This window comes from Streptomyces sp. NPDC089799, assembly GCF_040684755.1.
Classification (GTDB): domain Bacteria; phylum Actinomycetota; class Actinomycetes; order Streptomycetales; family Streptomycetaceae; genus Streptomyces.
In genome coordinates this window covers 338,319-349,014 of record NZ_JBFBGR010000001.1, presented here as the reverse complement: position 1 = coordinate 349,014, position 10,696 = coordinate 338,319, and the positions used below count along the sequence as shown (strand labels likewise).

11 protein-coding genes are annotated in these 10,696 nt (G+C 74.4%); 7 read left to right on the top strand and 4 right to left on the bottom strand.

The features are described 5' to 3' along the window. Nucleotides 1-47: 47 nt before the first annotated feature. A complete protein-coding gene (locus tag AB0O36_RS01375) occupies nucleotides 48-674 on the top strand; it encodes a response regulator transcription factor (protein WP_365102324.1) in 627 nt (208 codons plus the stop codon). A gap of 11 nt (nucleotides 675-685) precedes the next feature. Continuing rightward, the gene (locus AB0O36_RS01370; RefSeq protein WP_365102321.1) at nucleotides 686-1,348 is read left to right on the top strand and encodes a response regulator transcription factor; all 663 of its coding nucleotides are present in this window, start codon (nucleotides 686-688) and stop codon (nucleotides 1,346-1,348) included. Here the strand turns inward: AB0O36_RS01370 and AB0O36_RS01365 are convergent. From AB0O36_RS01365 to AB0O36_RS01350, 4 genes are read right to left on the bottom strand one after another with little or no spacing between them, the layout of a single operon-like run. Next, nucleotides 1,341-1,976 carry an ATP/GTP-binding protein gene (locus AB0O36_RS01365; RefSeq protein ID WP_365102318.1) on the bottom strand — a complete coding sequence of 212 codons (636 nt, stop codon included), beginning with the start codon at nucleotides 1,974-1,976 and terminating at the stop codon, nucleotides 1,341-1,343. The genes AB0O36_RS01370 and AB0O36_RS01365 overlap by 8 nt on opposite strands. Continuing rightward, a complete protein-coding gene (locus AB0O36_RS01360) occupies nucleotides 1,963-2,508 on the bottom strand; it encodes a DUF742 domain-containing protein (RefSeq protein WP_365102316.1) in 546 nt (181 codons plus the stop codon). The genes AB0O36_RS01365 and AB0O36_RS01360 overlap by 14 nt, the downstream gene beginning before the upstream one ends. Beyond that, nucleotides 2,508-2,921, bottom strand: a complete 414-nt coding sequence (locus AB0O36_RS01355; RefSeq protein ID WP_365102313.1) for a roadblock/LC7 domain-containing protein — start codon at nucleotides 2,919-2,921, stop codon at nucleotides 2,508-2,510. The genes AB0O36_RS01360 and AB0O36_RS01355 overlap by 1 nt, the downstream gene beginning before the upstream one ends. Beyond that, nucleotides 2,918-5,503: a nitrate- and nitrite sensing domain-containing protein gene (locus tag AB0O36_RS01350; RefSeq protein ID WP_365102310.1), complete on the bottom strand. Its 2,586-nt coding sequence runs from the start codon at nucleotides 5,501-5,503 to the stop codon at nucleotides 2,918-2,920. The genes AB0O36_RS01355 and AB0O36_RS01350 overlap by 4 nt, the downstream gene beginning before the upstream one ends. 368 nt (nucleotides 5,504-5,871) lie before the next feature. Between AB0O36_RS01350 and AB0O36_RS01345 the strand changes: the two genes are divergently transcribed. The 5 genes from AB0O36_RS01345 (at nucleotide 5,872) to AB0O36_RS01325 (ending at nucleotide 10,687) form a co-directional block, all read left to right on the top strand. Beyond that, nucleotides 5,872-6,168 (top strand): hypothetical protein, encoded by a 297-nt coding sequence (locus AB0O36_RS01345; protein ID WP_365102307.1) that lies wholly within the window; start codon nucleotides 5,872-5,874, stop codon nucleotides 6,166-6,168. Nucleotides 6,169-6,250: 82 nt separating this feature from the next. After that, nucleotides 6,251-6,814, top strand: a complete 564-nt coding sequence (locus tag AB0O36_RS01340) for a hypothetical protein (protein ID WP_365102305.1) — start codon at nucleotides 6,251-6,253, stop codon at nucleotides 6,812-6,814. Nucleotides 6,815-6,821: 7 nt separating this feature from the next. Continuing rightward, nucleotides 6,822-7,394, top strand: coding sequence for a TetR/AcrR family transcriptional regulator (locus tag AB0O36_RS01335; protein WP_365102302.1), 573 nt, complete (start codon nucleotides 6,822-6,824; stop codon nucleotides 7,392-7,394). Nucleotides 7,395-7,525: 131 nt separating this feature from the next. Further along, a complete protein-coding gene (locus AB0O36_RS01330; protein WP_365102299.1) occupies nucleotides 7,526-9,100 on the top strand; it encodes an alpha/beta fold hydrolase in 1,575 nt (524 codons plus the stop codon). 12 nt (nucleotides 9,101-9,112) lie between these two features. Beyond that, nucleotides 9,113-10,687 carry an alpha/beta fold hydrolase gene (locus AB0O36_RS01325; RefSeq protein ID WP_365102296.1) on the top strand — a complete coding sequence of 525 codons (1,575 nt, stop codon included), beginning with the start codon at nucleotides 9,113-9,115 and terminating at the stop codon, nucleotides 10,685-10,687. Nucleotides 10,688-10,696 lie beyond the last annotated feature (9 nt).

Genomic DNA, 10,696 nt, shown 5'->3' with positions numbered 1-10,696 from the left:
CAGTCTGCTTCCCGTCACCCCTCACCCATGACCACACGGAGGACCCGGTGGGAAACCCCGTCCCTGTCGACGTCGTCGCCCTGGACCCGGTGCTGGAGGCAGGCACCAAGTCCACCCTGTTCAGCTGCCCCGAGGTGTCCCTGGCACCGCCCGGCGGTGAGCCGCGGGTCGTCGTCATGACGGTGGACCAGGTCGGCCACCCCGAGCTCGACGTCCTGCGCTCCATCCGCGAGGCCCCGCACCGCCCCGACGTGGTCCTGGTCGCCGCCGAACTGGCCCCGGGCGGCGCACTGCACGCCATAGCCGCCGGCGCCCGCGGGCTGCTGCGCCGCCGGGAGGCGGACCCCGCCCGGCTGTCCCGGGCGGTGCTGGCCGCGGCCAGGGGCGACTGCACCCTGCCCCCCGACCTGCTCGACCTGCTGCTCAGACACACCGGCGCGGGCGGGCGGGACGAGGACCCGGCCGGCGCCCCGTGGGCCGACGCCGGCCTCACCGACCGCGAGCGGTCCGTGCTGCGGATGGTCGCCGACGGGCACGAGACCAGCGAGATCGCCCAGCGGCTGTGCTATTCGCCGCGCACCGTGACCACCGTCGTCCACGACATCACCCAGCGGTTCCGGCTCCGCAACCGCGCCCATGCCGTGGCCTACGCGCTCCGGACGGGCCTGCTGTGAGCGCCCCGGTCATGACGCCCGCAGCCGCACCGGCGGCCGTCACCGGTCCGGACGGCCCCGCCGCCGACCGCGTACGGGTGCACGTCGTCGCCGGCGGTCCCGGCGGCACCGCCCCCGAGCCGCTCGCCCGGATCCTCGCCGCGCCGGGCATCGGCCTGGCCCCGACCGCCGAACCGGAGCCGGACACCGTGGTGGTGGCGGTGGCCGCGACCGTCGAGGAGGCCCTCGCGGCCTGCCCCGCCGGCCGCGGGCACCGGCTGCTGGCCATCTGCGACACGGTCACCCCGGCGGGACTGCGCCGGGCCATCGAGGCCGGCGTGCTGGCGATCCTGCGTACGGACGACCTCACCCCGGCGCAGCTGGTCGCGGCGGTGCACTGCGCGCACCAGGGCGACGGCCGGATGCCGTACGCGGCGCTGGTCCGCCTCCTGGGCTCCGGACCGGCCCCGGCGGTTCCCCGTGCCTCGGCCCTTCCGGAGGCTCCCCTGCTGACGGCACGCCAGACGGCCGTCCTCCAGCTGATGGCGGAGGGGCATCCCAACGCGGCGATCGCCCGCACCCTGTCCTGCTCGGAGCACACGGTCAAGAACGTCATCTACGAGCTGATGGGCCGCCTCCAGGCCCGCAACCGCGCCCACGCGGTGGCCCGCGCGGTGCGCCACAGCCTCATCTAGCGGCGGCTCCGGCCACCGCGCCCGTTCCGGCGCCCGGCGGCCCCGCGCCTGCGCTCGCCGCGGCGATGAGCAGGTCCAGCAGGGCGAGGAGGATCCCGCGGACGTCGCCGCGGTCGCGGGCGTCCAGCATCAGCACGGGGGTGTCCGGGTTCCGCAGGTGGAGGGCGGCGGCGATCTCCTCCGCGGTGTAGGGCTGTTCGCCGTGGAAGCAGTTGGCGCCGACCACGAACGGAAGGCCCCGGCTCTCGAAGAAGTCGACGGCCGCGAAGCTGCGGTCCAGGCGCCGGGTGTCGACCAGGACGACCGCGCCGAGCGCCCCGTTCAGCAGGTCGTCCCACATGAACCAGAAGCGCTCCTGGCCGGGCGTACCGAACAGGTAGAGCACCACCCCGGCCTCGGTGAGCGTGATCCGGCCGAAGTCCATGGCCACGGTGGTGACCGCCTTGGACTCGATGCCGTCGAGGTCGTCGACGCCGACCCCGGCGGCCGTCAGCCGCTCCTCCGTGCGCAGCGGCTCGATCTCGGAGACCGTCTCGACGAGGGTGGTCTTGCCGACTCCGAACCCCCCGGCGATGAGGATCTTGACGGGGGCCGCCTGGGTGGAGGCGGACTGGTCATATCCGGGCAAGGTTGTCCCTGATTCTCATGAGCAGGTGGACATTGGTGGTCTCGGCCCCGTCCAGGGGCGGCCGGTGGTGGACCAGGCCGCGCTCCGCGAGTTCGCCGAGGAGCAGCAGCATCGGGGTGAGGCGGATGTGCATCCGCGCGGCGATCTCGGCGACCGCCCGGCCGTCCGGTGCCGGGCACATCGCGAGGATGGCCCGCCACTCGGTGGGCAGCCCGCTCCACGCGTCCTCGCCGACCGCCGCCGTGATCGTGGTGTCCATGGTGAGGACGGTCTGCGGCGCGGCGGTACGGCCGTCGGTGAGGGCGTACAGGCGCGTCCGCCGCCGCGCCCGGGGCCGCTGCCCGTCGGGCAGCGGCTCGTCGGGCAGCGGCTCGTCGGACTGCCGATCGTCCGGCTGCGGCTCGTCCGGCTGGCGGAACTCCACGGTGTCCTCCGGGTCGGCGCCTCCGTCCGGTCCGGCGGTGTCACCCGGCCCGGCGGCACCCTCCGGGGCGGCGTCGGCGACGCCGCCCGTCGGGTCCTCGTCCGGCATTACGCGGTGGAGGCGGGAGGTGTCTGCCCCCGCTCCGGGGTGCCCAGCCACTCGCCGAGCGCCTGGGCCGTCCGTACGGCCTCCCCGCCCAGCTCGCCCAGGCGCGCCTTCCGGGAGGTCACCACGATGAGCGTGCTGCCCTCCCCGCACCCGACGATGCAGAGGTAGCGGTCGTCCATCTCGACCAGCTGGCGGATCACGCGGCCGCCGTCGATCTCCCGGGATATCGCCTTCATGGTGGAGGCGACGCCGGAGCAGGCCGCGGCGACGCGCTCCGCCTGGTCCCGTTCGAGGAGGTAGGCACTGAGCCCGATCCCGTCGTTGGACAGGAGCACGGCGCCCTGGATGCCGGCGATCCTGCTCAGGTTGTTGTCCAGGACGCTGTAGATCATGTCGTTGGGTGTCGTCGTCATCCCTGATCCTGTCGGAGCTCTTCTTCCACTGTCTGGGTCCCGTGTTCGTAGTCCGCCCAGGCGTCGGCCACCTCTTCGGGCGTGGCCGGGTCCGGGCCGGCGACCGCCTCCGGAGCCCTCGGTCCGCGCAGCCGTTCCGTCATGTGGGTCTGCGGGACACGTTCGGGGAGGGCGGGCCGGGCACCGCGCTCGGGGAGGGCGGGCCTGGCCGCCCGCACGGCGGGCGCGGGCCGCGGGTCGCCGCCGTCGGGGGCGGCGGCCGGGGGTTCGGACCGGCGGCGGCTCGGCAGCCCGGCGGCGGTGGGCGCCGGCTCCGGCTCGACCGCCCGCGGTCCGGTCGCGGGGGCGACCGCGGGCACGGGCAGGGGTGCGCTCGCGGCCGTGGTCGCAGCCGTCGTCTCGGCCGGCGCGGTCGCCCCGGTCGTCGCCGACGCCCCGGTCGTCGAGGCGGTCGCGGTCGTCGACGCGGTCGCGGGTACGAGCACGGCCACCGGGCCGGACTCCGTCTCCGGCTCCCGCGCCGGCTCCGGTACGGACGCCACGACGGGCTTCGGCCCGGACTCCGCCGACGGCTTCCGCGCCGGCTCCGCCACGGCCTCCCGCTCGGGCTCCGCCACAACGGAAGCCACGGCACGAGCCGCAGCACGAGCCGCAGCAGGAGCACCGGCCGGACCCGCCGCACGGGTCACCGCCGCGCGCGTCGGCGTCGCGGGAGCCCCTTCCGCCGCCAGCAGCGTGCCCGGCAGCACCACGACCGCCGAGGTCCCCCCGAACACCGAGCGCCGCAGCGTGACCGTGGCGCCGAGCTGTTCGGCGAGGTGCCCGACCACGAAGAGGCCGAGCCGGTGCGCGTTCTCGGCGAGGACGGCGTAGGGCGGGGCGGAGTGCAGGCGCCGGTTCATCTCCTCGTAGCTGGCGCCGCTCACCCGCGGACCCCGGTCCTCGATCTCCACGGACAGGCCGTCCGCGACCAGTTCGGCGCGGATCACCACCCTCGACCGGGGCGGGGAGAAGCGGGTGGCGTTGTCGAGCAGCTCCGCCAGCAGGTGGCTGATCTGGCTGATGAACTGCGGCTCCACACTGGCCTCGTCCAGCGCCTGCCGTTCGATCCGCCGGAAGTCCTCGACCTCGGCGGCGGCTTCGCGCAGCAGGTCCGCGATGCGCATGGGCTCGGTGTGCGGGTCGGGGATCTCGCCGTCCGCGAGGATGAGCAGGTTCTCGATCTGCCGCCGCATGCCCACCGTCAGCTGGTCGGCCTTCATCAGCTCGGCGAGCAGCGCCTCGTTGTGGCCGAACGCGTCCTGGAGGTCCTCGGTGAGGGCGAGCTGGCGGCTGACCAGGTTCCCGGTGCGCGAGGCGATGCCGGAGGCGAACGCGCCGAAGCCGTGGCGCTCGGCGGCGAGCTGCCGGTGCCCGTCCACGGACACGGCGACGACCCGGGCGAAGGCGTCGTTGATCCGTCCGACCTCGTCCTGGTGCCCCCGTACGGCGGGCAGCGCGGACTCGTCCACGGGGCGGCCGCTGTCGAGCCGGGCCACCACGTCCGGGAGGATCCGCTCGGCGACGGCCACCGTGCGCCGGTGCAGGCCGTCCAGGCGGCGCAGCACCGAGCGGGTGGAGAACACCACGACGCCCACGACCAGCAGCAGTCCGCCGGCGCTGAGGCCGATGAGCCAGGCGACCTCGGTCTGCAGCCGGTCCGCCTTGAGCTCGCCCCGGACCAGGACGTCCCGCGCCCGGTCGATGTTGAGCGTGGCCATCTGCACCGAGACGTTGTCGTGCGCGGAACGCCAGCCGGCGACCTCGGCGGGCAGTTTGATGCCGGTTTCGGTGTCCTTGTTCTCGTAGATGATCGCGTTCTCGATGCGCGCCTTCGTCTGCCAGTCGGAGGAGGCGGCGACCCGTTCGTAGAACGTCCGGTCCGCTTCGGGCAGGTACGGCACGATCCAGGTCTCGTACAGGTAGCGCTGGGCGCCGACGGCGCTGGCGAACTCGTCGAAGCCGGACGGGCTCAGCACCCTGGAGGGTCCGGCCAGCGCCAGTACCGCGTCCTCGCGCGCCACCATTTCGGAGGCCGAGAGCATGGAGACCACCGGCCGGCTGGCCTGGGTGAGCTCGGCGTCCTGCGCGTGGCTGAACTCCTGCTGGTACACGCGGATGATCTCGCTGATGGCCCCGGTGTAGTAGCCGAGCGCGCTCTCCGCCGTGCCGACCCGGGCGTCCGCGCGCTGACGGGGCCCCCCGATCGTCTGCATGCGCCGGGCGATGTCCCCGAGGGCCACGCCCGAACCGTCCACCACCCGCCCGAAGTCGGACACCGCACGGTCCGTGGCCTGCCGGCGCTGCCGCAGTTCGACGTCGGCGCCGGGGGTGCCCGCCCACCGGGCCGCGGTCACCGTGCGCTCGGCCTGGAGGTTGACCAGCAGCGTGTACAGCGGGACGCCGACCCGCTCGCTGGTCGCCACGTCGGCGCGCAGGTCCGCCGACTGCTCCAGCAGGCGGTCGGCGTTGAGGACGGTCTGGGCACCCATGGCCACGGTGGGGACGACGGCCATCCAGATCAGCAGGGTGCGCAGCCGCACGGTCCGCCGCCGGGGCTTCCGCTGCCGGGCCGTCAGGGGAACGGCCGGGTCGGTCGGTTCTGCCGGGTCTGCGGATCCTGCCGGGTCTGCGGGTCCTGCTGGGCCTTCGGGTTCTCTGGGGGACATCGTTCCTCGGGGGCGGCTGGGCAGCGGGCGGGGAGCGGGGGACGCCAGTCTGAAGGCGCTGATCATAACCAGCCGAACGGCTGAATCGGATACGTTGATTCCGATATCGGCAGATGCTATGAGTGGCGCGCCCGTCGCCGTCTGTCGGGTGAGCCGGTGCCGGCCGCGGGGTGCGGGTCCTGTCGGGCGAGCCGCCCGCGCGCCCGGCGCCCGCGCAGCGCACCAGACCCTACGGTCTCCCCATGAGCGAGATTGTTGTGCTGTACGAGCTCGACCCGACGGCCCCGGGACACGGCGCCGGGCACGCCCCGGGGCAGGCACCCCCGCAGCAGACCGAACCGCCCGTGGTCCTCGTGCACGCGGCGCCCACCGCTCCGGACCAGCCGGAGCTCTCGGGGCCGCGCACCTTCTGCGGCCGGGACACCTTCGCCATGCTCCGCTCCCGGTGGGTCCCCGCAGCCGAGCCCGGCACCGCCTGGTACCCGCCGGAGTACGCCGACCTGGCCTGCCCGGCGTGCGAGGACGCGGTCGGGGGCTGAGCGGGGCCGCACCGGCAGCACGGACCACGGCACACCCACCTCATCATGGACCGGCAGTGTGTACCACCAGTACACTCCACCCATGCGCACCCACCGTACCCAACGGCTCCCGCGTGACCTCCTCGTCAAAGCGGCCGGCACCGCGCTCGTCACCGCGCTGCTGACGTACCCCCTGTGGGGGCCGCAGGGCGGCGGCGACGGCATCCTGGGCGAGATCACCGCCCGGGGCCCCGCCGCCGCACTGCTCACCGCGGCCGTCTTCCTCGCGCTCGTGGCGCTGTACTGCCGCGCCCTGCAGCGCACCCTGACGCTGATACCCGCCGCCGCGCGGGCCGCGCCACCGGCCTCGGTGTGGTGGATGTTCGCGATCCCCCACAACTTCACCGAGGACTTCTTCATCGTCCGCAACGTGGCCGCGTCCCTTGCTGCGGACGGGCGCGTACCCGCCCGGTCCGTCCGGCACTGGGCCCTGACCGGCCACGGCTGGTGCGCGCTGCAGATCCTCTCCCTCTTCCCCGGCGCGGCGGGACGGGCGGGCGGCGGCCTCGCCCTCTTGCTGTGGGCGGCACACTGGGTCCTGACGGTCCGGGTCAACCGGTCCCTGGCCGTACGCCCGTCCACCGCCCGGATCGCCCACAGCACCTGAGGACCCCATGCCGCTGCCCCGCTACCACCGGCTGCCGGCCGACGCGCAGGCCGCCATCCTCGCCGTCGCCCGCACCCACTTCGCGCGCGACGGCAAGGACGCCGCCTCCTTCAACCGGATCATCGCGGAGGCCGGCATCTCAAAGACCTCCGCCTACCACTACTTCGACGGCAAGGACGACCTGTACGCCGCCGTGGCCGAGGACGTCGCCGCCCGCGCCCTCGCCGTACTCGGCCCGTGGAAGGCCGTCGACACCCCGGCCGAGCTCCTGGAGCAGCTCACCGCCGGCACCCGCCGGCTCCTCGGCCACCTCCGCGAACACCCGGCGGACCGCGCCCTGCTGGCCGGGGGCCGCGGCCGCGGGCAGGACCCCGGCCCCTGGGTCCGGGACCTGGTGGCCAACGGCCTGCGCATCGGCGCCATCGCCGCGGACCCCGACCCGGAACTGACCACGGCCGCCACCCAGGGCGTCTTCGACGCACTCGACGGCTGGGCCCTCGCCCACCCCGACCGCCCCGGGGACACCGTCGGCGACACCCTCGTGCTCCTCCTGTCCCGCCTCTGGAACACCCCGTCCTGACCGGCGCCGCAGGATCCCCGTATGCGCGGGGCCGGGACGGCCGGTAGCGTCGGTTACGTGCGTTCCGCCCACCCGGCCGCGGCGTCGCACGGCCGGGCCGGCCGTGCACGTCGGCAGAGGAACGGGATCCCATGGCAGAGCACGCCTTCCGTCCCGGGGCGGCGGCCGCCACGGCCGCTCTGGCCCTCCTGACGGCGCTGGGCCCCGCCCCGGCCGCCTCCGCATCACCGCACCCCGGCACCGCCGGCTCCGGCACGGCCTCCGACCCCACCCCAAGCCCTGCCTCCCGCTTCGTACCCGGACCCTGCCCCACGACGCCCGAGCCGATCGAGGCCCTGGGCACCGCGCGGTGCGGCTTCCTGGAGGTCCCGGAAAACCGCGCCCGCCCCGGCGGCCGTACGATCCGGCTGGCCGTGGCGGTCGTTCCGGCCGCCTCGGCGAAACTTGCCGGCGACCCCGTGGTGTTCATGTCGGGCGGCCCCGGCGGCGAGACGTTCGACGACATCCCCTTCCTGGTCGACTCCGGCCTCAACCGGGACCGCGACCTGATCGTCATGGCCCAGCGCGGCAACCTCCACGACCGGCCCAACCTCGCCTGCCCCGAGCTGGACCGCTTCAACGCCGCCTCCGTGGGGCTCCCCTCCTACGCCCCGCCCACGGAACGGCTCATGCTCGACGCGGTGAAGCAGTGCCGCGACCGCCTGGTCGCCGACGGAACCGACCTGAGCGCCTACAACAGCACCGAGAACGCCGCCGACTTCGCCGACCTGCGCACCGCCCTGGGCATCAAGCAGTGGAACGTCTACGGCCACTCCTACGGCAGCGACCTGGCCGCGACCTATCTGCGCCTGCACCCCCAGGGCATCCGCGCGGTCGCGTTCGACTCCATCGCTCCTCCGCAGTACGTCTCCCTGCCGTTCGGCTGGGCGAGCGCCCGGGAGGGCCTGGACCACCTCTACCGGGCCTGCGCGGCGGAGCCCCGCTGCAAGAGCCGCTACCCGGACCTCGAACGCACCCTCGACGAGCAGGTGCGCAAGCTGGAGGCCCACCCGCTGGCCCTGGACGTCCGCCCGCCGCAGGGTGGAGACCCGGTGAAGGTCGTCCTCGACGGCGGCGCACTGGTGAACCTGCTGGTCGCCAAGGCGATCCCGTTCGCCGACGTGCCGGCGGCCATCGACGAACTCGCCCGCGGAAACCCGGAGCGCTTCGCCCGGGCCCGCGCCGCCGGTTCGGTCCAGGACGTCGGCCAGATCGCCCACGGCCTGACCAACTCGGTGGTGTGCAGCGAATGGGTGCCGGGGCACCCGCCGTCCGAGGTGCTGACGGCGGGCCGCACCGCCTTCCCCGACTGGCCGCGCTCGGTCCAGGCCCAGGCACCCCAACTGGCCTTCCAGGACCAGGTGTGCCGCATCTGGAACGTCCCGGACCGCACCGCCGTCCAGCGCGTGGCCCCCGTGAGCTCCGTACCGACGCTCTTCCTCAACGGGACCTTCGACATGAAGACCGGGGCGAGCTGGGCGCAGAAGACGGCCCGTACGCTCCCCCGCTCGACCACCGTGCAGATCCCCGGCATCGGGCACTGGACGGTCCCGCAGTCGCCCTGCGCCCAGAAGGTGCTGGCATCCTTCCTCGCCCGTCCCACCGCGCCCGACACCGGTTGCGTGGCGGACCTGCGGTGGGAACCGTTCACGATCACCCCCAAGTGACCGGGAGGGCAGATGGCACGCCCACACGTACGGCGGTTGCGCACCAGGTCGGCCGCCGCGACGGCCGGAATCCTCGTCACCGGCCTGCTCGCGGCCCCCGCGGGCGCACAGGACGAGACCCCCGGAGGAGCGACCGGCACGGTCGCCCGCACCGTGGGCGACGCCCGCTACGAGCCCGGCCCCTGCCCGAAGACGCCGGAACCGGTCGCCGCCCTCGCAGGGGCCCGCTGCGGAACCCTCACCGTGCCCGAGAACCGCGCCGAGCCCGGCGGCCGGCAGATCACCCTCGGAGTGGCGATCGTGCCGGCGAAGGCCGCGAAGCCGAAAGCCGACCCGATCGCATGGCTCGCCGGCGGACCCGGCGACGACGCCGTCGGGGAGGCGAAACTGGCCGTCGACGGCGGCCTGAACCGCGACCGGGACGTCATCCTCATGTCCCAGCGCGGCACCTACTCGGCCGAGCCGGACCTCCTCTGCCCGAACATCGACCAGTTCAACGCCCGCGCGGTCGGCCTCGCCCAGGACGCCCCGTCCACCGAGCGCCTCCACGTCGCGGCCACGAAGGCATGCCGCGACAAGCTGGCGGCCCGCGGGATCGACCTCGGCGCCTACAACGACACCGAAAGCGCCGCCGACTACGCCGACCTGCGCCGCGCCCTGGACATCCCGCAGTGGAACGTGTTCGGCATCTCCTACGGCACCCACCTGGCGCTGACCTACATGCGCCTGCACCCCGAGGGGATCCGCTCGGTGGGCATCGACGGCATCCTGCCGCCCTCCACGTCCGGCTCGGCGGCCACCTGGAGCAGCGCCCGGCAGGGCTTCGACGGCCTGTTCAAGGCGTGCGCGCAACAGCCCGCCTGCAACGAGCGCTACCCGAACCTGTCCGCCACCTTCGACCGGCTCGTCCGCGACCTCGAAGCCAAACCGGTCACCACCACGGTCACGCTCCCCGGCAGCGACAAGCCGGTGAAGGTGGTGCTGGACGGTGCAGCCCTGGTGAACTGGCTGACCTCGGCCACCCACGTGGCACCCCAGGTGCCCCGGGCCCTCGACGAACTGGCCCACGGCAAGCCGCAGCGCATCGCGCAGCAGTGGGCGGGCGGCAAGCTCAGCCCCCAGGCCGTGGGCCGGGTCGCGCACGGTCTCGTCTACGGCGTCTTCTGCAGCGAGTGGACGCCGTACGAGAGCCAGGCGCAGGCGCTCCGGGGCGGCCGGGAGGCCTTCCCGTCCTTCCCCCGCTCGGTCCAGGCCCAGGCCCCGCAGCTCGCCTTCCTCCGGCAGGACTGCGACGCCTGGAACGTCCCCGCGGCACCGCGCTCGATCCGCGACGCCACCCGCAGCGACATCCCCACCCTTGCCCTGTCGGGCGGCTTCGACTCCCAGACCGGTGCGGACAACGGCCCGTACGTGGCCCGCACCCTGCCCCGGGCCACCGTCGTCACGGTCCCCTACGAACCCCACGTGGTCTTCGCGACCTCGAAGTGCGCCCAGGCCATCACGGCGTCCTTCTTCGACTCGCCCACGTCCCCGGACACCGGCTGCCTCAAGGACCTGAAGCCCCCGACGTTCGAGATCGCCCCGTGAGCACCGCCC

Bases quoted from the DNA above. Each gene is read 5' to 3' on its own strand.
- AB0O36_RS01370 (WP_365102321.1), top strand. From the start codon at position 686: ATGACGCCCGCAGCCGCACCGGCGGCCGTCACCGGTCCGGACGGCCCC.
- AB0O36_RS01360 (WP_365102316.1), bottom strand. From the start codon at position 2,508: ATGCCGGACGAGGACCCGACGGGCGGCGTCGCCGACGCCGCCCCGGAG.
- AB0O36_RS01355 (WP_365102313.1), bottom strand. From the start codon at position 2,921: ATGACGACGACACCCAACGACATGATCTACAGCGTCCTGGACAACAAC.
- AB0O36_RS01345 (WP_365102307.1), top strand. From the start codon at position 5,872: ATGAGCGAGATTGTTGTGCTGTACGAGCTCGACCCGACGGCCCCGGGA.
- AB0O36_RS01340 (WP_365102305.1), top strand. From the start codon at position 6,251: ATGCGCACCCACCGTACCCAACGGCTCCCGCGTGACCTCCTCGTCAAA.
- AB0O36_RS01335 (WP_365102302.1), top strand. From the start codon at position 6,822: ATGCCGCTGCCCCGCTACCACCGGCTGCCGGCCGACGCGCAGGCCGCC.
- AB0O36_RS01330 (WP_365102299.1), top strand. From the start codon at position 7,526: ATGGCAGAGCACGCCTTCCGTCCCGGGGCGGCGGCCGCCACGGCCGCT.
- AB0O36_RS01325 (WP_365102296.1), top strand. From the start codon at position 9,113: ATGGCACGCCCACACGTACGGCGGTTGCGCACCAGGTCGGCCGCCGCG.